Source organism: Blautia coccoides (assembly GCF_034355335.1).
In the GTDB taxonomy this organism is placed as follows: domain Bacteria; phylum Bacillota; class Clostridia; order Lachnospirales; family Lachnospiraceae; genus Blautia; species Blautia producta.
The window spans coordinates 242,153-262,861 of record NZ_CP136422.1 but is presented as its reverse complement, the minus strand read 5'-3'; the positions used below and the strand labels follow the sequence as shown (position 1 = coordinate 262,861).

The window sequence follows — 20,709 nt, the reverse complement described above, 5'->3', positions numbered from 1 at the left end:
ATATATCCTGCCGTACAGACCGTCTCAGCGGACTGTGCGGCAGGATATTTTTATTTCAGAAGCTGTTCAATGCCCCTGCACAGGGCATCCACGTTTGTCTCCAGTATTTCCGCTCCATACTCCCGGGAAGCATACCTTCCCGGGTCGGCTCCTGCCACAGCCACAGGCGGCTCCCCGCCGTCCCGGATCCGCTCAAGCTGCACCAGTTCCGGCCTTACTGCCATGGTAACGGACGTTTCATTGGCTGCCGCATGGTCATTTTGAAACCTCAGTCTGTCATCCTCCACGAAGTCAAAGGCAGTCACCCCGATCAAGCCGCACGTATCCCGCAGCTCCCCTTTGAGTGCCGCAAACTGCCGGATAGACGGCCCATGGCCGTGGGCTGCCAGGATGGTGAATCCGGCCCTGGATAAGTTGGCGCCAATGCGCAGGATCATACTGCGGTATTCCTCATCCGGCATCCAGTACGCACTTCCCGGAAGCTGCTGCATTTCATAAGGCACGATGGCGCCCCCTGTACAGATATCCATCCCATACAGCTCCCTCTCCGGGTCCCTGTAAAACCGGTCCGGCCCCAGAAAGAGCTTAGGCAGAACGATCCCGCCAATTCTCCGCGCCGCCCGCATAAACAATTCCTGCGATTGGATTCCATCCGCTCCCAGGGGAAGATGAGGCCCATGCCATTCCAAAGTCCCCAGCGGCAGATACGCCACAGGGCAGGTCTGCAGCCGTTCCTTAAATTCCGCGGGGCATAATTCCTCGTACAAAACTTTTTCTATCATATGTCAGTTCCTCCCTGATTGACCCCTTACTCTTTTTTATTATGTTTCGTATAATATTATCATAAAACTTAATGACGCAGCATTCAAGATATAATCCGGGCTAATTTTCGTATTTCCATTTACACCTTATCAATAATTCCGTATACTTATTTTAACAATAAGGAGGGTGTGGCGGATATATGGATCTTAATTTACTAATCATGAAAGATTATTTAACAGAACGGCATATTAAGGCTGAGTCAAGGATAAGTGATCCTCCTTTAAAATTCAGCAAAATACGGATCCGGCCGGATAAAGGCAGCATGGAGGAAAACACGTTATACGTGGAACCAGGGAACACTGCATATGAAGACCGGGAAGGTTCCCTTCTGCGCTGTAAAGATGACCGGATCTTTCTGCCTGGGATAAATTTGTTTGAATCTGTTAATGTAGTGCACGAGTGTTTTGAGTCTTACAGTCAATGGTTAAAGACATTGGAAGAATCCATAGACTGCAAAGAACCGCTGCAGTGTCTGGTTGACGCATGTAAACCGGTACTCCCCTATCCAATCGCCGTGGTCCGTCCGGATACAAAGCTGCTTACAGCCAGCAGTCATGTCCAGGATCTCAGTATGTATCCGGTCCTGCAAAATTTAATACAAACCGGATACATGTCCATGGAGGATAATCTTTTTTTTGCAAATGACGCAAACGCATTTGTCTTTCTGGCAAGCCATGAACCACAGCTTGCGCTTAACGCGGACGGTACCCGGGCCCTTAAAGCAAACCTGCTGGTAAAAGGACAGAGAGAGGGCATTGTTTTTGCATTTGAGGGCAAGAACGGATTTCGGGACTGCGATATTTTTTTACTGGAAATCCTTCAGAAATATCTTGAAAAATGTCTGTTAAGATATCAGGGACTTTATATCTCGGATTCCGTATTAGGTACCTTTCTGAAAAACAGCATTATAAATGAATCCCTCGACAAAGAAGAATTATCCTATGTGCTCTCAATCATGGATTGGTCAGATGAAGATTATTTTTTAGTCATGCGCATGATGTATAAACATTTATCCGTTACACAGCCTTACGCGTACCTGATGCGCATCGGCAAACAGATACAGCAGAAGATCGGCAATTGCTGCTGCTTGTTCATTCACGGCGAACTTACCGCTATATTTAACTGCAGCAAAGGAATTCACTCAGATAAACTGCTAAAACACATCCGGGAATTTCCTTATCTCATGTCCTGTTATGTGGGATGCAGCTTTCCCTTCCGGGGTCTGGAGGATTTTCTTCCATTTTATAAACAGGCAGGCATCGCCTTAGGCTACGCGCAGGAACAGACAGAAAACTTTTCCATAATCTCTGCAGAACAGATAATGCTGAAGCAAATCGAGAATACAACCCGGGATACGGATCTACAGTATTGGATACACCCCGACATACTACATCTCTCTGAAATGGACCGAAAGTATCCGACCGACAATTTGTATACGCTGTTTATTTTTCTTCTGTGTGCCGGAAATCTGACCGATGCGGCTATTATTATGGGACTTCACCGTAATACGGTAAAATACCGCATTTCCAAGATCCGGGAGATCATCTCCAATGATATTGATTCTCCCTCCAGCCGTTTGATCCTTCTATCCTCCATGCTGCTGCACGGTTTATCCTCATTTTGGGATAATAATATTTAATTTCACAGAGTTGCAAGATAAATTTTCCGCCATTTTATTTAAATGGCGGTTTTTTTTATTAATTTATTTCTCTTTAAAATTATTGATAGAAAATGACAAAATCACCGCGTTAATTTGTAGAACTATGACGTATACGGAGAAAAATGTAGTTGTTATAATGGAATTAAGAAAAAGAAAAGAGATAACATGTTTATGCGGGAAAACATCAAAGCCGGAAAGTCAAAGACTTCAAAAGAGGAGGTGGCAGTAAAGATCAAATATTGTACTGGCCTTATGGGTTCAAGGACACCAAAATTCCAAGATAAAAGAGAAAGGGGGATGTAAATGCTGAATCTTATTATAACCATTGTCTTAATTGCTATCTGTATTTTTCTGATAAACAAAAATTTCAACACACAGCTTGTATTTCTTTTCATGGGACTGGGCCTGGCTTTCGCCATTACGGTTGTAACGAAAACATCCGTCGCAAACGCATCCAGCGGTAATATCTATCTGGATATATTTGAAGCGTTAAAGGAAACATTTATCTCTAATTTCAGTTCCACAGGTATGTCCGTAATACCGATTTATGCGTACTCTGTGTACATGAACAAGATCAATTCCTCACAGGTATTGGGACAGCTAATCGCAAGGCCGATCGCACACGCAAAAAACCCGTATTTTATCGGTACATTTTTGGCGATCATGCTTTGCGGGTTAATGCGTATAGCCATTGTTTCCGCATTTGCTATTATGGCATTGGTGCTGACTACCTTATATCCGGCGCTCACCCGGGCCGGTATGAGCAGGCAGAGTGCTATCGCCGCAATTTTTGTGGGTACCTGCTTTGACTGGGGACCGGCGGACTTCGTGATCGCCCAGATGACATCAGGGATCGAGGGATTCTCCGTTCCGGATTATTTTCTGAATGCTTCCATCAGAGTCGTTCCTATTGTTTTGATCATTGTGGCATTGTTGTCCGGGTTTGTACTGCAGTTTATTGACAAACGTTCCGGGTATAAATTCGGAGAACACAGACCGGACAAAGAGGAAGAACAGACAACAGAGCCCCTGCCCAAGTTCTATGCTGTTCTGCCGCTGCTTCCGCTGATCCTTATATTGGCATTCAGCCCCCTGTTCCACACCGGAATCTCTCTAAGCGTAATGGGCGCTGTTGTGATCTCTGTCATTTTGGTAGCTGTTATCGAGATGCTGCGAAAAAAACAGCTCCGCTCCTGCTTCAATGATATATTGAGCTGGTTTACCGGGATGGGGACTGCTTTCAGCAACCTGCTCACTTTGATCATCTGCGTACAATTCTTTGCCAGCATGTTAGGCAGACTTAATGGTTTTACCTTCCTTATCAATACAGCCCTGAACGCAGGATTTAACGGTTATATACTATTGATCCTGTTTGGCCTGCTGATGTATATGGCCTGTCTCATGCTGGGTGACGGCGGTGTTATGGGCATCACCCTTGCACCTCAGCTTTTAGGCATTGCGGCATCTCTGGGGATCAGCCCTTACGCGGCTATACTGCCTATGCAGCTTGCATATGGCGCACGTTGTATCAACTTAGGGACAAGTCCCCATATGCAGTATGTCACAAGGGAAAGCCAGTCCAAGTTCAACCAGATATTAGTCCGCTGCGCAGTACCGGAATTTTTAATGTATGCACTGACCTTTATCTTTTCACTGATCATTCTTTAATACCAGATAATTAAGCCAAAGGAGGTAATAAATTTATGAATATCACAGAAAAAGAAAACATACGCTGCTTTTACGCACATAAAACACCGGACCATTTTCCGGATTTATCCAAAGGCCTGTACACTCACCATCCTATTCTGGGATTCGCGGAAAGACCAATCCTGGATGGAACGACTGACTGGTTTGGGGTACAGTACAGCTATGATGAACTGATTGGGACTTACAGCGTTCCGCGCGCGCCCTATGTGCTCACAGACATAACAAAATGGCGGGAGCAGGTCAAAATCCCTGATGTTGAGCATATGGACTGGGAAAAGGCCGCCCGTCTGGACTTTATCAGTGATGAGATCCGTGAAAACATGCTGGTAAGTATATTGATCCAATGCGGCATTTATGAGAGGTATCACTCACTCATGGGTATGGAAGAAGCAATGATCGCCCTGTTGGATGAACCGGAGGACGCAAAAGACCTCATCGATGCCATTGGAGATTATAAGTATAAACTGATCGAGAAAGTGATCATGTATTATAAACCGGATATTATCCGCCAGCATGATGATTATGGAACCCAGCAAGCCATGCAGATGCAGCCTGACCTCTGGCGGCGCCTTATCAAACCACATACAAAAAGAATCGTAGAGTTGTGCCATAGTAAGGGGGTCTTCTATGAACAGCATTCCTGCGGCATCATTGAACCGATCATTGATGATTTTGTAGAAATTGGCGTTGACAGCTGGCAGGGAATGCATATCAATAATGTTCCGGAACTCAGAAAACACACCGGTAACCGCCTAAACTACCACATGAGTCTGAACATTCCGGATTATCAGGTGGCAGACGCGGCTGGCTGGCTTACAGAGGCCCAGCTGCGGGAGGATGTCCGCAATACTCTTCTCTCCTGTGCCGGAAACGGCTGTTACTTTACCGTACCTGCCAGTGTCATAGGAAATGTGAACTGGTGGGGAACATCTGTGATCAATGAGGAGATTGACAACTTCAGACGTGAATACAGATATTGAACAGAAAAAACAATCATTGATATGTGAGGTGGATATTCATATGAGTAAAAAAGAGTTAACAGAAAAAGAAAACCTGCATCTTGTTTTGGAAGGCAGGACACCCCAGTGGGTCCCCTCTTTTATGGATGCCTGTTCTTTTGTCTCCTCAGTTGCCATCGGCAGAAAAAAAGATCCCAAAACAGGGCTTATGGTTGATGTGTTCGGAACAGAATTTACAAGTACCATAGACGGTCCCATGGTGAATCATACCAAACAAGGGGGATTCCGGCTGAAAGACATAACAAAGTGGAAAGAGATCATGCCCGACATTGACCTGTCAGCCATTGACTGGGAAGAGGATGCTAATATTGTCAGGAATAAACTCACAAAGCCTGGGCAGGCCATTAATTATACAGGAGCCTGGCTCTGGGAACAAATGCATTACATGATGGGCTTTGAAAACGCGCTGGCCTCTCTTGTGGAGGAACCTGAAGCCAGCTTTGAGCTGCTGAATGCTCTGGCAGACTTTTATATTGAAGCTCTTAAATATGCCTGTAAATATCTGAAGCCGGATATGATCATGGTCCAGGATCATGTTGCCACCCACAAAGGCCTGTTGATCTCTCCCAAAACATTCCGGGAGCTGATCAAACCAGTAGAAAAAAGAGTCGTTGACGCGATTCTGGAGATTGGTGCCTATCCGGAAATCCACGTGGACGGTAATATTGAAGCCATTATCGGGGATTATGCAGAGATAGGATTTAAAGTGATCCAGCCTTTCCAGGTCTTCAATGACATTAACCGCGCAAAAGTAAAATACAGTATGACAGCCATAGGCGGCTGGGATGCCTTTGGACCGGGAAACCAGGAAGATTCCACTGAGGAAGAGATCCGGGCGTCTGTACGTCTTGCCATTGACACCTATGCCCCCGGCGGACGTTATGTCTTCTGGGAATCCGGTGCCACGGATGCTTTTCCGGAAACCGTGAGGATCATCAGGGATGAAGCCAGGATTTATGGTCATCAATACTATAATAAGTAAAGAAAAAAGGGCTGCAGGGAAATGAATTTCACATATATTCATTTTCCAACAGCCCTGTCTGTCCTTATACCCGCTTAAATATTCGTGTTATAACCTGCCAGCTCTTTCAGTTTTTCTCCGCACACTTCAAAAAACATTTTATAACTTTCACAGAAATAGTTTTCATACGTCCCTGTATTTCCATCCCAATCAAAATTCCGTCTGCATCCGCCTCTGCACAGCCGGTAATACTTACACTCACGGCATTTTGCCTTCATTTCCAGGGATTTTTCTGTGAATTGTATTTCTCTCCTCCTGCAGTCAATATCCTCAAGCCGGTCATGATTAAAATTACCCAGATAATATTCATCCATCATATAAAAATCACAGGGATATACACTCCCGTCAGCTTCCACTACATTCTGTATTCCGCATACGCCTCTCTGGTCACAGCACTCCGGCATATATCCGGCCATCATGCCCACCCAGGCGTCAAACTGACGAATATATGGCTGTTTTCCCCTTTTCACATCCCTGTACCACAGTTGAAACAGCTCAATCAAAAACTGTCCGTATAACTTTGGGGTAAGGGAATATGAGGCTTTGCCGCGTACTTCCCCAATAGGGTCAAGGCAGGCAATGTACTGCTGATAGTTCCAGCCTTTTTCTTTATAATCATAATAAATCTCTTTGATATTACGGGCCACAGAAGAAGTCACCACAGTCAGTATATTATACGGCACTTCGTGTTCATCCATCAGCTTTGCCGCCCGGACAACGCAGTCATAGGTTCCCTTTCCCGCCGCATCCCTCCGGCAAGCATCATGGATTGTCTTTGTCCCATCCACAGAAAGTCCCACCAGGTAATCATTCTCTTTAAAAAAACGGCACCACTTTTCATCCACAGCATATCCGTTTGTCTGAAAAGAATGCTGTATCATCAGATTCTTCTTATTATATTGCTGTTCCAGTGCTGCCGCCTTTTTAAAAAAATTCATTCCCCTAAGTGTCGGCTCTCCGCCCTGATAGGTAAAGGAAATGGACTGGTCCGCCCGCAGCATGGTTTTCCGTATCACATTTTTTAATGTCTCTTCTGACATGAAGCCATAAGATTTCGTCTTACGCTTACACGCCTCATCACAGTAAAAACAATAACTGCATTTCATATTGCACATACTGGAAGCTGGTTTCATCAAAACACTTACCGGCGGCATCCTGTCCACCCCTTTCCATATTTTTAATCTGACACCGGAGCGATCACAGGCGGTTCTTCTCCTGCCTTGCTCATCTCCTGCCGCAGTATCTCTGCCAGTTCCCGCCGTACTGCCTGATACCTGTCGTCTCTCACCAGGTTATGCAGCTCAAACGGGTCTTCCTGCAGATCATAGAAGAAATCCTCCTCATAATAACTGCTGCCCTTATGGTCACATCCGTTTTTCCCCGGCGCAAAAACGCTGTAGAGATACCTTTCGGTCCGGATACATCTCCCCACCCTGCTTTCACTGATCTGGGCAAAAGCCAGATTCGCCCTGCCGTCTGTATGTCCGTCTGCGATCCGTTTCAGGTTTTCCCCGATCATGCAGTCACCCACCAAAACACCTGCCATAGCCAGAAGAGACTTTGGAAGGCTCGCCGTGCTGACAATATCCTTTACCACTTTGCCGCCCCGGAAACCCGGACCTGAGATCACCAGCGGAACCCGCAGACAGGCTGTATGGCAGGAACGCTTATAGTCATCACCGCCGCAGAGATGCCTGTCTTTATTCCTGGTCTTAAAATGGCTGCCATGATCCGAGGCAAAAACAAGAATGGTATTCTCATATAAGCCCTTCTTTTTCAGCGCCTCCATGATCCTGCCCAGGTTATCATCCAGACTTCTGCAGCATCCCAGATAATCCGGGTACATCTCCTTCGCGTCACCGCCCAATGCCTGCAGATCACCCGGAAGCTCAAAATCTTTAAATCTCTCCTTCGACCCTTTCGGTCCCTCATAACATGCGCGGTCATTTTGATGATGCGGCTCAATCTGGGATATGGTCAAAAAGAACGGCTTTGTATGTTCCTGCCCCTCTATAAACTCCAATGCAAAATCTGTGATCCGGTCCGCACGGTATCCTTTGAATTCGCACTTATTCATATTTTCATCAAATACATACCCGTCATATCCGTGGGACGTGAACTCCAGTACATCAGCAGCCCGCCAAAATCCTTGATACCCGCCTCTGCGCTCCCTGGGAATGGCCTTCCGCTCATAATCCGCAGCGGCACCTTGGCTTGCCAGATGCCATTTCCCCACATAAGCAGTCTCATATCCCGCCTCATCGAAATAATCCGCCACTGTTTTCACATCCCGCGGAAGGGCCTGCCCATTCTTGTAACAGTTTAATTCCGTGGGATACTTTCCTGTCTGGAAGATAGCCCGGCATGGCCCGCATACCGGCTGGGCAGTAAAAGCATTTTCAAACATAACGCCCTCTGATGCCAAAAGATCAAGATTCGGGCTGATCTCCAATCTCTGTCCGTAACATCCTAAGGTATCGGCCCTCTGCTGGTCCGTGAAGTAAAATATAATATTTGGTCTGTCCATGATCCTTCTCCTTTACTTTAATCCCGAAGTCACAATCCCCTGCACGAAATATTTCTGGGCACACAGGAAGATGATCACCATAGGTATCACTACGATAACAGACGCTGCCATCAACTGGTTCCAGAGTATGTACCCGTCACTCTTGAACATTGTAAGCGCCAGCTGCACTGTTTTCATTCCGTCTGAGTTCGTCATGATCAGCGGCCACATATAGTCATTCCATACAGCCACACTTTTGGTCAGGCCCAGAGTTGCAATGATGGCTTTGGAGTTTGGCAGATAGATGGTAAAATAGGTACGCCATTTATTACATCCATCTATTTCCGCTGCCTCGTCAAGAGACTTGGGGAAATTCTCATAGAACTGCTTACACAGGAATATACCATAAGATCCGGAGACCAGGGGAATGATCAGTCCCGCAAAAGAATTGATCAGTCCGGTGCCCCCCGCACCCAAAAGATCATTTCCCCCTGCCAGAGGAAATTTTGCCATGATCAGGAAGGTGGGAAGCATGGTAACCTGGGGCGGCATCATCAGTCCGATGAGGATGAACATAAACAGGACCTTTGAGCCTTTAAACTTAAGCCTGGCAAAAGCAAAGCCGGAAATGGAGTTAAACAGTATGGAAAACAATACCGCCGCCAGGGTTATGAAGACCGAATTTCTGAAGTAGATCACCCAGTTCGCGCCGTTAAGTGCATCTATATAGTTCACAAAAGAAAACTTTTCCGGAAGCAGGTGAAAGACCGGAGACTTGATCTCTTCCATTGTCTTAAATGATGTTGTGACCATCATGATGATGGGTGTTATCATGACCAGCGTTGCTAATGTCATACATAGGATCCATATCTTATGGCCATATTTCTGTTTTCTCATAGCGCTCCTCCTTATGAAACATCAATATCCTGACCACTGCCGCCGAACTTAAACACGCCTATTGTGATCAACAGCGAAAACAGCAGTAAAACTACAGAAATAGCACTGGCATAGCCCATCTTAAATTCAAGGAAGCCGCGCCGGTATATCTGATGAACAATGGTGGTGGTCTTATTCAGCGGTCCTCCGTTTGTCATCAGGTTTATCTGCTCAAATACGGAGAAGCTGTTCATGATCCCGGTAACCAGCAGAAAGAATGTGGTGGGCTTTAACAAGGGCCAGGTAATGTGAAGAAACTTTTTGATCCCGTTTGCCCCGTCCAGAGACGCGGCTTCATATAAGGAATCCGGTATAGAAGTCAGTCCCGACAGGAAGATGACCATGGAATACCCGCAGCCCTTCCATATACTCATGATAATGATACAGCCCATGGCCATTTTGGGGTCCTGGAGCCATTGTCTGGTGGAGGCCCCGAATAATTTTAAAATAGAATTCAGCAATCCATAGGTGGGGTCATAGATCCAGAGCCAGACCATTGACATACAAACCATTGACATGACATTCGGCAAATAGAAGGCTGTCCGAAACGCAGGAATCAGCTTTGACTTTCTATATAGCATCACTGCCATCAGAAGTCCCAGCGCCAACTGGGAAAACAAAGTCAAAACCGTATACGCCAAGGTATTCTTCACTGAGATCAAAAAATCCGAATCTTTTAACAAATTGATATAATTCTTCAGTCCCACAATGTTGGGGGAGCTGTATAAGTTAAAGTCCGTCACACTGTAAAAAAGCACAAAACCTATGGGTATCAATATAAAGACCGTAAATACAAAGTATGCTGGAAAAATCATAATATAGGCACAGGTATCATACCTGCTTTTCTTCCTCTTTTTCGCTGCCGCGCCTGCCATTTTCCTTCCTCCATTCCTAAAAATAAGTCAAAAAGGGCCGAAGAACACAATAGAATCAGTTTCCGTCACTGTATTCTCCGGCACTTCCTTATTACTTATTATTGATTATCTATTTCTTCCTGAATCTTTGCAGCCGCATCATCCAACGCTTTCTGCGGCGTGCTCACATCATACATGATCTCCTCCATGGCCTGGTTGATAATGTTATAAACAGAGTTGGCATAGGGAACCTTGGGTGAACCGGTACCGCAGGCTACTGTTTCAAAAATCACGGGATTCACTTCCGGATTGGCCTCGATAAAGCGGTCACGCAGGGATTCTCTCACTGGTGTTGCGCCAAATTCTTCATAGCGTTTCCACATATTTTCCGGCCTGGAAATGTATTCAATGAATTTCCAGGACTCTTCCGGATGTGCGGTTTCGCTGCTCATAAACATAAAACTGACGCCGCAGAACGCTGCCTGTTTTGTCTCTTTCAGAGGCGGTGCCATAGCGATCTTGCCTTCTAATCCGCTGTCGCTCCATTTCTTAAAATCAGTATCAGCACCCATGGTAATGGCGGCAAGTCCGGTCTGGAACGGATTCTGGTCTGCATTACTGCTGTCCCATGAAATTATGCCTTCATCCTTGATCTGTTTCATGAACTCTGCCGCTTCCACTGCCTCCGGCGCGTTGCATAAAATCTCATTGGTCTCCTCATCCACAAGATTCTTCACTCCGTTCTGCTCTATAAATGCGGAAAAGAAGTGCTGCATAGTGCTTCCTGATGTAGGCAGTCCGAAACCGGTCTGCACTACCGTATCGCCGTCTTTTTTCACAAGCTTTTTATGTGCTTCCAGAAGCTCATCCCAGGTGGTCGGCGGGCTGTTGGGGTCAAGTCCTGCCTCCTCGAACATCTCCTTGTTGTAGATGATGATACGCGGGTCAGGCAAAACGGGGATACCGTACTGTTTTCCGCCCATCTGCCCGGATACCATTGTACTTTCCAGGAAATCCTCTTTTCCGTCCCATCCTTCCATATACTCATCTAAGGGCGCATACTGTCCGAGAGGGATCCTGGTCCCCATGGAAGCCATGGTGAAGTTAATGACATCCGGCGCTGTTCCTGATGCAAACCCGGTGTTTAACTTCGTCTCAAAATCATCACCGGCAGGGCTTTCCTGATACTCTACCTCGATGCCCGGATATTCTTTCTCGAATCCTTCGATCATTTCCTGCCAGTATACCTTTTTTTCATTGTCTGTTCCTGTTCTTAAGAACACGATCTTTGCTTTCTCCTCACTGCCGGAAGCTGTTTCATCACCGGCCTTGCCTGACGCCGCCTTGCTGTTATCCCCGTCCTTGCCCGAGCTGCCGCACCCTGTGGTTCCCAGTATGGTTGACACCCCCACCAATACAGCACACATTAACGCTAATTTTCTCTTCATGCCTTTCTCCTCCATTCATTTTGAATGTATTTACCATTTATCTTGTATGACATTAGTATAAAAAAAACAGGATGCAAAAACTATATCTCAGATTTAGATATAATTGCATTCTGTTTTGTTGTTCCTTCCAATCACGCCGGGTTCTGCTCATCTGTTTATGGAAAACAGGATGATATTTACATTTATTGTATCCTCTTTAGATTCAATTTCCGGTATTCCAGGGGTGTCATCTCATATCTCTCCTTGAAGGCACGGTTAAAATGCGAGGTATCAAAAAATCCGCATTGTTTTGCAATACACTGGACGGATTCCGTTCCATCCTGCAGAAGGCCAAGGGAAGCTTTCAGTCTCACATCCAGGATATGATCGCTTAATTTTTTTCCGGTCTCCTTCTTGAAGACAACGGAAACATAGGTGCGGTTCAAGTGTACCTCCCGGGATATTTCTTCCAGAGAGATCCTTTCGGGATAATTCATATCCACATAGTCCATTATCTTTTGTACTGCTGCGGAATACGTCCCCTGCTGTGTTTTCTTTCGGATAATATCTGTCAGTTCTTTCTGGAAATGGAGAATATCCCGGCTTAACAAAGTAAATTTTGCGTAAGTCTCCCCCATATTCACCCGCACCTGTTCCACACATGCTATCTCACGGTCCGACAACTCATACCCCTGTACCTTGTTTATATAAACAGAAAGCAGCTCCATCCCTAAAGCCTTCAGATAATTTTGGGAGATAAAGTCTCTGCTTTCAGCCTCCCGAAAAAAGGCCCCGGTTCTCTCCATGGCTTTGTCCAGCTCCCCTGCATCTAAAAAACGGGTGATCTCTTTTATCTCATCACTGTAATACCATTTATCCTTATTCTGGGTAATCGTCATCTGGTCATATAGCTGAACCCCCGTACTGTCAAAAAAATATTTATTGTTCCATGCCACAAAAGCCTGACGGTATAGATCCTTCAGCGCACCATACCCCTTTTTTACCATGCTGGCCCCCACAAAACAGCCGGATCCCAAATGTCTTGCAATAACTTCAGCCAGCTTTCCCAAAAAAATCTCCCTCGTATTCCTGATATCCTGATTGTATATCAATATATACTTTCCCTGGCCTCCCGAAATACAATATCCCGTAACCTGCTGTTCCATGAGAAAAATGCTTATGATCTCCGTCATCCGTTCATCTTCCGCATCATCTGAATGGGAAATGACTGCAAGGACCAGGCCCTCCCTCTTCAACGGAATCTTATTTACATGGAAAAACTCTGTCGTTAATGCCTCATCCGCCTCATTTTTTCCTTCCAGCAGTTCATGAAACCACAGGGCAAAGATATCCTCCTGCCACTGCCTGGGATTTTCCTGTTCCTGTTTCCTGACAAATTGTTCTGCTTCGCAGAGTATTTCTTTTACCTTTTCCTTTGTTATCTCAGGTTTCAGTATAAATTCGTTGGCACCCAGCCGCATGGCTTCCCTGGCATAATGGAACTCATCATAAGCGCTGAGAATGATCTTATAAACATTCAGAGGCAGATCCTTAACAGCAGCCAACAGTTCCAGGCCATCCATCACCGGCATCATAATATCGGTAAAGATCACATGAATGTTTTCCTGTTGGCAGTATTCTAAAGCCTGCTTTCCATCACTGAACATCCCCACAACCTGATACTCTTCCCCGGCCTCCTCTATTTTCTTTTTCAACCACTGCCGTGTGATCCCTTCATCATCCACTATAATGATCCGCATCTTTTTCCTCCATATTACCGCTCCGTTCTTTCGCCTCATAGCTGAACGGTATCCTTATCTCTATGCTGATACCATCCTTCCCATTTTTATAGGCCGACAGGCCATAGGCAGTTCCAAAATAAAGCACCAGACGCTTCTGTACATTTTGTACGCCAATACTGCTGAACTTGCCGGACTCCTCCACCATTGGATTTTCGATCAATTCCCGTATCTTCTCTAGATTTTCTCCGGAACCATCATCTGAAACACAGATAACCGCCGTATTTCCCTCTCTGCATCCCTCTATGATAATATGACCTGCACCTTCCTTCCCGTTAAACCCGTGCAAAATGCAGTTTTCCACTAACGGCTGTACAGAGATTCTTGGAATCTGGCAATTTTGAATGGCTTCATCCATCCTGATCTGCCAGTCAAACGTATCCTGGTAGCGGTTATCCATCAAGATCAGATACTTTTCCACTGACTCGATCTCTTCCTTCACAGGAATCAATTTACGGTAATCGGAGTATGTTCCCTTTAATAAACCGGCTAGTGCAAGTAATGACTTCTGCGCTTTCTCATTCATATCCATCTCGATCAAAAACCGTATGGACGCAAGTGTATTAAACAAAAAATGAGGCTTGATCTGTTCCTGCAGCGCCTTCATCTCCAGCGTCCGCTTTTCCTCCTCCTTTTGCTCCAGCTTATCGATCAGATCCTGGATCCTGGAGATCATCTTATTAAACTGCAGATTCAGCTCGCCAAACTCATCCATGGGGCCTACCTGTGTCCTTACACTGAGGTCTCCCTTATAGATGGTATGGATATCCTTTTTTAACTCTGTAAGCGGCTTACTTATAAATTTCGCATTAAACGCTGACATGATCAGTGCCAGTCCCAGATATGCAATGGAAATCCCAAAAAATATAAGAAACGTCCTGTTATTTGCCCAGATGGATTTGGCAGCTTCACTATATCTGATGATCTTCCACCCGGTTGTTTTGTTGGTCACAAAGTAGATACGTCGCAGGGCGCCGCTGATCTTCTCCTGGAACACCCCCTCCTCACCACTGCTTAGATGGTCCACGATATTCCTGTCCAACCTGGTATTTTCTTTGATACTCTCGTCTGTCCCTGTGATTATCCTTCCCGTTTCATCAAGCATAACTACCTTTTCCCGATTTTCATGCGTGGCATTCAGCATCAGCGACTTCAGCTTTTCCTGCTCAATGATTATGTCCATGAGGCCCACATATCTGCCGCTGTTCAGATTTTTTATGTAACGGAATCCATGGACAGATGTATCCCCGTCTGTCTTTTGCAGTTCCTTGCTGAGATACCAGGGTATGTATTGAATTTTATTACCGCTCTCCTCCAGGCTGTCAAACCACGGCTCTTGTTCCAGCTTGTCCAGTTCCGGATATTTGCAGGTGGTCTGCTCCTCATTCAGGGAAGTATAGTTATATCCGTTACTCCCCATGAGCCTCATCCCGTACTCCATATTACTGTAAATGGTGCGGCTGCTGACAAAATACTCTTTTATCTTCTTTTCTGCCTGCATGGCATCATATTCACTGTCATACTCCTTTTTAGAAAGCATCTTGTTTATATCCGCATTTAGATAGAAATAGGAGGAGTACGAAACAATCTCACGGAACATCTTCTCATAGCTTTCATCTATTTGATTCAGAATCATCAGTTCAGAATGGTCCAGCTCTTCCCCGGCCTCTTTCTTTATGAAACCAAACAATACGACAGAGAGAACCACACATGGAATCACAAATAATATCACATTTGACAAAAATATCTTCTGGCCTATGCGTAAACCTTTAAACTTTTCTCCTATTTTCATCTGTCTTCCCCGGTTCTTTTGGATCACTTCCCTATTTTACCTAATAATTGTAGCCCATGGACTTTAAAAATTCAACTCAAATAACCAAAAGAAAACAGCACAGCAATGATCCTCTCATTCTCTGTGCTGTTTCTATTCGTCATATAAATCCGTTTCCTGATGCGATCAATATAATTTTGCACCTGCCGGGATACGGTCATCCACCATCAGCAGATTCAGCCCTTCTCTTCCGTCTTCCTCGTGTACTGCTGAGATCAGCATACCGCAGGAATCAATGCCCATCATCTTTCTGGGGGGCAGATTTACAATGGCGATGGCTGTTTTTCCGATCAGATCTTCCGGTTCATAATACTCATGGATTCCGCTTAAGATCACGCGTTCCGTATCTGTCCCGTCATCCAGAATGAATTTCAGAAGCTTCTTGCTCTTGGGAACTGCTTCACAAGCTTTGATCTTTACGGCACGGTAATCGGACTTGGAAAACGTTTCAAAATCAACCATTTCCTCAAACAACGGCTCGATCTTCACCTTGGAAAAGTCAATTTTTTCTGCTGTTTTTCCCTCTGTCACAACCGCTTTTTCAGCTGGTTTTTCTGTCTTGTTCTCGCCCTTCTTCGCATCCAGTGACTTCATGGTCGGGATTTTAAGTCAGTTTAATTTAAAATGGCTTATTTCCCTTTATTTAGCCGCTTTTCGGTATTTCGACCACAGCAATTTAACGCTGTTTCATTGATTAAAACTCTTGAATTTGTCGTACTCTTGTCGTATGGCGCACAAGTTGTCGTACCCTCTGTCAGTCCTAGCCGGACTCTTTCCTAAAATACATCCAATTTGTGTGCTAAATTTTCAATCGCTTCCTGTTTCTTTGCATCGGTGACTTCTGCATAAATGTCCATTGTGGTTTCAATATTAGCGTGTCCCATAATGGACTGGATCACCTTTAAATTTGTTTCATTCTCGCAAAACCTCGAACAAAAGGTATGCCTCAAATGATGACATGAGAAATGTGGTATTAGCACAGGCTCCCGGTGTTGCTTGGAAGCATTAACCACTTCTTCTGCATTGTACGATTCGTATATACGCTTAATTGCCCGGTTGATAGACTGCGGATTGTGGACGTATCCAAAACGGTTCATAAAGATAAAACCTTTCATCCCATCAATCTCCGTTTCATTGAATCCATTTTCCTGCTGGTCTGCAAGCTCCGCCCGGAGTGCATCATAGACCGCATCCATCATCGGAATAAATCGTATACCCGCTTCTGTCTTTGGGAGTGATATAGAAAATGTACACATCGGGTGTTCCTTAAATTCCCTGCTGTAATAAACCAAACTGTGGTTGATGCTGATTATACGTTTTTCAAAATTTACATCTTCCCACCTTATCCCGATTGCTTCCCCAATCCTGCACCCCGTCCCTAACAAGAACTTAAACAAAGATGTCCAGCGGTAATATGTAGGATTGTTTTCTATATAGTTTATAAAAGCTCTCTGCTGTTCCAGAGTTAAAGCGTGTCTTACGCCATGATTTCTACCCGGCTGTTTTTTTATCTGCGCCATAACCCCGTCACTCGGATTGTTACGGATAATATCATCCCGCACTGCCAACTGGAATGTTGGGTGAAGCACCGTATGAATTGTTTCTAATGTGTTAATCTGCATTTCCTTATCTTTCAGTAAATGCTGGTAGAATTGAAGCACATCAGAAAATTTTATCGCTGCAATTTTCTTCTTCCCAAACCCTTTCCTGATAAAACGGTCATACATATATTTGTAGTTCCTCATGGTTGTTCCCCTGAGTTCCGACTTTGTAGATATATACCTGTCAAATACAAAATTGACCGTTGCACTGCCAGCTACATAGGTATCCAATCCGTCTAACTGGTCTTTAATCAGCTTTTCTTCCCTCTCACGCAGCTCCATAATGTCCTTAGAGTATATGCTCCGGCGTTTCCCTTCCGGATCGGTATAGGTATAAACATATTTGCCATCGCAACTGCGTTGGGTTTCGCCTTTTCTTAAAACCCTCCCTTTATTATCCTTTCTTGATTTTGCCATCTCTGCTCCTTTCTCAAGGAAAGAGATTTCGTACTAGCTACTTATCGGTTCTTCCATTGCATACTGCAAATCAATCCCCTTTTGTAGCACCTGCGTTATGGTCATGTCATGTTTGGACGCATATTCTCTTAGTTTTGCGGCTTCTTCCTCTGTCAGCTTCAATCCGATAAGATTTTTTTTCGGATTGTCAGACTTTGGTCTGCCTGTCCTAGCCACAATATACACCTCCATCCATTTCATAATCATTATACTTTCAGTTTAACCAAAAGTCAACACTTATTTTTGGTTATACGAAAAATCTTTCTTTCCTGCATATACACAAATTTACTATTTCACACGAAATGATTCCAAATACTGGTCAAACACATCCAAATCCACCAATACCATTCTATCAATTTTCAATATAGCTCCCGCATCTTTCGCCAAAGTCTGAAATTTATTCATTCCCATGCTGTACATTTCTGCGCCTTCTTTATATCTGACTAACCTCTTTTTGTTAATCGCTTTCGGTATTCTCTGCATTAAAAATATCCTCCTATTTCTTTGCACAGCTTTATCTGCTAATAAACAGACAGAATACACTTCTCCCCATTTATTAGCAGATAAAAACTGCAATACAGGTGGCAGCTCATTACACCGCCCACATCGGTCTTGCACCGTCATTTCATTGACCGGATTGCGGTTCCCCGCAACCCGGAAGTATCATTATCACAGATATGCTTCATCGCCCCATGTAACTGCTACATATTTTGCCCGATCTCGTTCGCTCCTTACCTTCGCTTCAATGTCCTGTTCCAACATTTCCTCACGTTTCACCCTGTTAAAAAACAGGGCAGGTACGTCATGGCGCATCTGCTTAGTGGCTCTGCATATCCTCACGTCCTGTATGCAATACAGTATTCAATTTTCAAGGTACACCGCTGTAAATCTGTCAGCTATGGAAAAGGGCAGCTAACCACCCGTTATACCGCTTCAAACGCCAGTATCTTTGTAATCAGCTTTGTTTCAAGCCTCCGGCGCAGTGTTTCATCAACACAATAATGAAGCCGCCCTCCCTCGTCATACATCTTCCGGGTGGACAGGGTAATTATGTATCCCTCATAGTGCTTCAGGACTTTGTTGATTGCCAATACATCGCCTTCTGATGCTGCCTTTATGATATGGAAAGGCAGCAAATTCTTTTCTTCTCTGCTCCTACATCTTTTTGTCATCTGCTTTTTCCTCCATAATCTTCCTTAAAATTTCCAGTGAGCGTGTCCGGTGTTCATGGACTGTGCTGCGAACAAGGTTCATTTCCCTTGCTATATCCGCATCGCTCATTTCCAGAAAATACGAAAGCAGTATCACATTCCGCTTCCGTTCCGAAAGTGCCTGCAATGCTTCCGCAATCAGGGTGTCCTTTACTTCAATGTCATATCCATGCACTGTAAAATGACTGTTCTCCACTCCGTACTCGTCCATAACAAACAACTGGTTCAGCTCCTTTTCAGACAGTTCAGAAAACATGGCTTCATGTTCCCTGCGGTAATCCATGTGCCGGTAATAGTTAATTGCTTCGCCTTTGAGCGACATCTGGCACAGGCGGTCAAAGCGATGCCTGATTGTCATTTCATCATGGCAAGAAGGTTTCTTCATACGAGTTCACCTCCTCCCCCGTTGTGACGTGACAAAGGCATACGCCTTTTCCCTTTCCGTTGTATCTGCCAAATGGCGGTAGGCTGATGTTCGGGTGGGAGTAAAAATTTTTTGTATATAAAAAACGCCCGGACAGGCAAAATGCCCGCTGGACGTTATTCATATCTGTTATTCTGTTTTCTCCACACGCTACGGGAGCGTATAGTTCACTTATCAGGGTAGATTCTGCTTTACCGCCAGTAAAACACCTTATAAAAGAACCTTCCCACGCCAATAGCCGGACAGGTTCACTAAGTCAAAAAAATATCCCTCAGACCGTTCAGAACACATAAATTCCCCTAAACGTACCCAAAGGATAAAAGCCACGCAAAAAACCTCTGGATACTGCGTTTTTTTATATGCAATATCCAAAGTCTTTTTATTCTTCTATGTGCATTATGCCCCTCTGATAAAGTGATTTATTAGTGCATTTTCAAAGTAAAATGTGCAATATACACTATACATGGAGGTGCATATATGGCAAGGAAAAAGAAAATTGACAAGGAAATGGGATTCCGTCTGAAGAAGGCTAGAACCGACCAGAAACTGACCTATGAAGAACTGGCTGAAAAATCCGGTGTTTCCTCACGCTATATCAAGGAAATTGAAAATCATGGAAATGTGCCAAGCCTTGAAAAGCTGGGGCAGCTCATACGAGCCTTACATATTTCCGCCGATCCGTTTTTTTATCCAGCCGCCCCGTCAGACAACCTCGACTACCAGCGGCTGTTGGTTTATCTGTCACAATGTACAGAGGAACAGATTACAACAATCCTCGCTATTGTGGAAGCCTATCTTCGGACATACAAATCTCCCAAAGAATAGAATATTCCCAATATCTGAATTTTCTCATGAATATTTCTGGATAATTCTGAACCATGCAAAAAAGGTGGCTCGCCTTCTGTCCTGCCAGCCACCTCTTTGTCTATTTGCTGAATATTTTAAGAAGCTCCTTTATGCGCATACGCTTTTTTATGATGCCCAGTCCATCAAGAACCTGTATGCTGTCCACAAACCCCTGATAATACGCCCGCTGTTCCTCCTTGTAATGGGCATGATCCACCGTATCCATATAGTCCTCTAAAAACTCCCTGTCCTCCTTTGACAGCTTGGAAAGATATGCTTCAAATGCCTTCTGCTTCTTTTTCAGTTCCCGGCTGGCTGCTTTTGCTTCCTCTGTCTGGACGGAATACTCCCTGTCCTCTGATTCGCTGCGCAGTTCCTCAAAGACGCCTGCCAATGTTTCAAAAACTTCATTCATGTTTGTTTCCACCTTTCTCTGCTAAAAATAATATTGCATTTTACAGGCAGTATTATCAATCCCTAACTTTCTTTTCACAAGATAATCTCTCTACACTTCATCTTTAGAAGTATATTATCAACAATATTTCGTAAAATCAATGATAAAGGACTTCATCTTTAGAAAGTTGGTGGT

General features: G+C 44.7%; 19 protein-coding genes and 1 pseudogene. 5 read left to right on the top strand and 15 right to left on the bottom strand.

The window, feature by feature from the left end:
- Window positions 1–50: 50 nt before the first annotated feature.
- Complete coding sequence (locus BLCOC_RS01155; protein ID WP_115624097.1) at window positions 51–782, bottom strand: creatininase family protein; 732 nt, start codon at window positions 780–782, stop codon at window positions 51–53.
- Between the two features lie 179 nt (window positions 783–961).
- On the opposite strand from BLCOC_RS01155, the gene BLCOC_RS01150 reads away from it, so the two are divergent.
- From BLCOC_RS01150 to BLCOC_RS01135, 4 genes are all read left to right on the top strand, one after another.
- Window positions 962–2,461 (top strand): helix-turn-helix domain-containing protein, encoded by a 1,500-nt coding sequence (locus BLCOC_RS01150; RefSeq protein WP_115624096.1) that lies wholly within the window; start codon window positions 962–964, stop codon window positions 2,459–2,461.
- A 324-nt stretch (window positions 2,462–2,785) separates the two neighbouring features.
- Window positions 2,786–4,150, top strand: coding sequence for a C4-dicarboxylate transporter DcuC (gene dcuC / locus BLCOC_RS01145; RefSeq protein WP_115624095.1), 1,365 nt, complete (start codon window positions 2,786–2,788; stop codon window positions 4,148–4,150).
- Between the two features lie 35 nt (window positions 4,151–4,185).
- On the top strand, window positions 4,186–5,169 hold the full coding sequence (locus BLCOC_RS01140; protein WP_115624094.1) for a uroporphyrinogen decarboxylase family protein: 984 nt from the start codon (window positions 4,186–4,188) through the stop codon (window positions 5,167–5,169).
- Window positions 5,170–5,209: 40 nt separating this feature from the next.
- Complete coding sequence (locus BLCOC_RS01135; protein WP_165907194.1) at window positions 5,210–6,190, top strand: uroporphyrinogen decarboxylase family protein; 981 nt, start codon at window positions 5,210–5,212, stop codon at window positions 6,188–6,190.
- A 74-nt stretch (window positions 6,191–6,264) separates the two neighbouring features.
- Here the strand turns inward: BLCOC_RS01135 and BLCOC_RS01130 are convergent, their stop codons facing one another.
- From BLCOC_RS01130 to BLCOC_RS01070, 13 genes and pseudogenes are all read right to left on the bottom strand, one after another.
- Entirely contained in the window at window positions 6,265–7,383 is a 1,119-nt protein-coding gene (locus BLCOC_RS01130; RefSeq protein WP_115624092.1) for an anaerobic sulfatase maturase, read from the bottom strand.
- A 23-nt stretch (window positions 7,384–7,406) separates the two neighbouring features.
- Window positions 7,407–8,756, bottom strand: a complete 1,350-nt coding sequence (locus BLCOC_RS01125) for a sulfatase-like hydrolase/transferase (RefSeq protein ID WP_115624091.1) — start codon at window positions 8,754–8,756, stop codon at window positions 7,407–7,409.
- 12 nt (window positions 8,757–8,768) lie between these two features.
- Entirely contained in the window at window positions 8,769–9,632 is an 864-nt protein-coding gene (locus tag BLCOC_RS01120; protein ID WP_115624090.1) for a carbohydrate ABC transporter permease, read from the bottom strand.
- A gap of 11 nt (window positions 9,633–9,643) precedes the next feature.
- Window positions 9,644–10,546, bottom strand: a complete 903-nt coding sequence (locus BLCOC_RS01115) for a carbohydrate ABC transporter permease (RefSeq protein WP_115624089.1) — start codon at window positions 10,544–10,546, stop codon at window positions 9,644–9,646.
- 98 nt (window positions 10,547–10,644) lie between these two features.
- Window positions 10,645–11,973 (bottom strand): ABC transporter substrate-binding protein, encoded by a 1,329-nt coding sequence (locus BLCOC_RS01110; protein ID WP_115624088.1) that lies wholly within the window; start codon window positions 11,971–11,973, stop codon window positions 10,645–10,647.
- A 182-nt stretch (window positions 11,974–12,155) separates the two neighbouring features.
- Window positions 12,156–13,712 (bottom strand): response regulator, encoded by a 1,557-nt coding sequence (locus BLCOC_RS01105; RefSeq protein ID WP_165907195.1) that lies wholly within the window; start codon window positions 13,710–13,712, stop codon window positions 12,156–12,158.
- Entirely contained in the window at window positions 13,690–15,543 is a 1,854-nt protein-coding gene (locus BLCOC_RS01100; RefSeq protein WP_115624086.1) for a sensor histidine kinase, read from the bottom strand. The genes BLCOC_RS01105 and BLCOC_RS01100 overlap by 23 nt, the downstream gene beginning before the upstream one ends.
- A 165-nt stretch (window positions 15,544–15,708) precedes the next feature.
- Window positions 15,709–16,191: pseudogene (locus tag BLCOC_RS01095) on the bottom strand (lysine--tRNA ligase); the annotation flags it as partial.
- A 167-nt stretch (window positions 16,192–16,358) separates the two neighbouring features.
- Complete coding sequence (locus tag BLCOC_RS01090; protein WP_004070592.1) at window positions 16,359–17,600, bottom strand: tyrosine-type recombinase/integrase; 1,242 nt, start codon at window positions 17,598–17,600, stop codon at window positions 16,359–16,361.
- A 33-nt stretch (window positions 17,601–17,633) separates the two neighbouring features.
- Window positions 17,634–17,816 carry a hypothetical protein gene (locus BLCOC_RS01085; protein ID WP_004070594.1) on the bottom strand — a complete coding sequence of 61 codons (183 nt, stop codon included), beginning with the start codon at window positions 17,814–17,816 and terminating at the stop codon, window positions 17,634–17,636.
- Between the two features lie 111 nt (window positions 17,817–17,927).
- Window positions 17,928–18,122, bottom strand: a complete 195-nt coding sequence (locus BLCOC_RS01080) for a DUF6462 family protein (protein WP_004070602.1) — start codon at window positions 18,120–18,122, stop codon at window positions 17,928–17,930.
- A gap of 440 nt (window positions 18,123–18,562) precedes the next feature.
- Window positions 18,563–18,811 carry a helix-turn-helix domain-containing protein gene (locus tag BLCOC_RS01075; protein WP_004070604.1) on the bottom strand — a complete coding sequence of 83 codons (249 nt, stop codon included), beginning with the start codon at window positions 18,809–18,811 and terminating at the stop codon, window positions 18,563–18,565.
- Window positions 18,795–19,235, bottom strand: a complete 441-nt coding sequence (locus tag BLCOC_RS01070) for an RNA polymerase sigma factor (RefSeq protein ID WP_115624085.1) — start codon at window positions 19,233–19,235, stop codon at window positions 18,795–18,797. The genes BLCOC_RS01075 and BLCOC_RS01070 overlap by 17 nt, the downstream gene beginning before the upstream one ends.
- Window positions 19,236–19,751: 516 nt before the next feature.
- Between BLCOC_RS01070 and BLCOC_RS01065 the strand changes: the two genes are divergently transcribed.
- Window positions 19,752–20,099: a helix-turn-helix domain-containing protein gene (locus BLCOC_RS01065; protein WP_115624084.1), complete on the top strand. Its 348-nt coding sequence runs from the start codon at window positions 19,752–19,754 to the stop codon at window positions 20,097–20,099.
- Between the two features lie 100 nt (window positions 20,100–20,199).
- Here BLCOC_RS01065 and BLCOC_RS01060 read toward each other — a convergent pair whose 3' ends face one another.
- A complete protein-coding gene (locus tag BLCOC_RS01060; RefSeq protein WP_115624083.1) occupies window positions 20,200–20,535 on the bottom strand; it encodes a hypothetical protein in 336 nt (111 codons plus the stop codon).
- Between the last annotated feature and the right edge of the window lie 174 nt (window positions 20,536–20,709).

What these genes read in the sequence shown, in the direction of transcription:
- BLCOC_RS01155 (WP_115624097.1), bottom strand. Translation starts at nt 782, where the DNA reads ATGATAGAAAAAGTTTTGTACGAGGAATTATGCCCCGCGGAATTTAAG.
- BLCOC_RS01150 (WP_115624096.1), top strand. Translation starts at nt 962, where the DNA reads ATGGATCTTAATTTACTAATCATGAAAGATTATTTAACAGAACGGCAT.
- dcuC (WP_115624095.1), top strand. Translation starts at nt 2,786, where the DNA reads ATGCTGAATCTTATTATAACCATTGTCTTAATTGCTATCTGTATTTTT.
- BLCOC_RS01140 (WP_115624094.1), top strand. Translation starts at nt 4,186, where the DNA reads ATGAATATCACAGAAAAAGAAAACATACGCTGCTTTTACGCACATAAA.
- BLCOC_RS01135 (WP_165907194.1), top strand. Translation starts at nt 5,210, where the DNA reads ATGAGTAAAAAAGAGTTAACAGAAAAAGAAAACCTGCATCTTGTTTTG.
- BLCOC_RS01130 (WP_115624092.1), bottom strand. Translation starts at nt 7,383, where the DNA reads ATGCCGCCGGTAAGTGTTTTGATGAAACCAGCTTCCAGTATGTGCAAT.
- BLCOC_RS01125 (WP_115624091.1), bottom strand. Translation starts at nt 8,756, where the DNA reads ATGGACAGACCAAATATTATATTTTACTTCACGGACCAGCAGAGGGCC.
- BLCOC_RS01120 (WP_115624090.1), bottom strand. Translation starts at nt 9,632, where the DNA reads ATGAGAAAACAGAAATATGGCCATAAGATATGGATCCTATGTATGACA.
- BLCOC_RS01115 (WP_115624089.1), bottom strand. Translation starts at nt 10,546, where the DNA reads ATGGCAGGCGCGGCAGCGAAAAAGAGGAAGAAAAGCAGGTATGATACC.
- BLCOC_RS01110 (WP_115624088.1), bottom strand. Translation starts at nt 11,973, where the DNA reads ATGAAGAGAAAATTAGCGTTAATGTGTGCTGTATTGGTGGGGGTGTCA.
- BLCOC_RS01105 (WP_165907195.1), bottom strand. Translation starts at nt 13,712, where the DNA reads ATGCGGATCATTATAGTGGATGATGAAGGGATCACACGGCAGTGGTTG.
- BLCOC_RS01100 (WP_115624086.1), bottom strand. Translation starts at nt 15,543, where the DNA reads ATGAAAATAGGAGAAAAGTTTAAAGGTTTACGCATAGGCCAGAAGATA.
- BLCOC_RS01090 (WP_004070592.1), bottom strand. Translation starts at nt 17,600, where the DNA reads ATGGCAAAATCAAGAAAGGATAATAAAGGGAGGGTTTTAAGAAAAGGC.
- BLCOC_RS01080 (WP_004070602.1), bottom strand. Translation starts at nt 18,122, where the DNA reads ATGCAGAGAATACCGAAAGCGATTAACAAAAAGAGGTTAGTCAGATAT.
- BLCOC_RS01075 (WP_004070604.1), bottom strand. Translation starts at nt 18,811, where the DNA reads ATGACAAAAAGATGTAGGAGCAGAGAAGAAAAGAATTTGCTGCCTTTC.
- BLCOC_RS01070 (WP_115624085.1), bottom strand. Translation starts at nt 19,235, where the DNA reads ATGAAGAAACCTTCTTGCCATGATGAAATGACAATCAGGCATCGCTTT.
- BLCOC_RS01065 (WP_115624084.1), top strand. Translation starts at nt 19,752, where the DNA reads ATGGCAAGGAAAAAGAAAATTGACAAGGAAATGGGATTCCGTCTGAAG.
- BLCOC_RS01060 (WP_115624083.1), bottom strand. Translation starts at nt 20,535, where the DNA reads ATGAATGAAGTTTTTGAAACATTGGCAGGCGTCTTTGAGGAACTGCGC.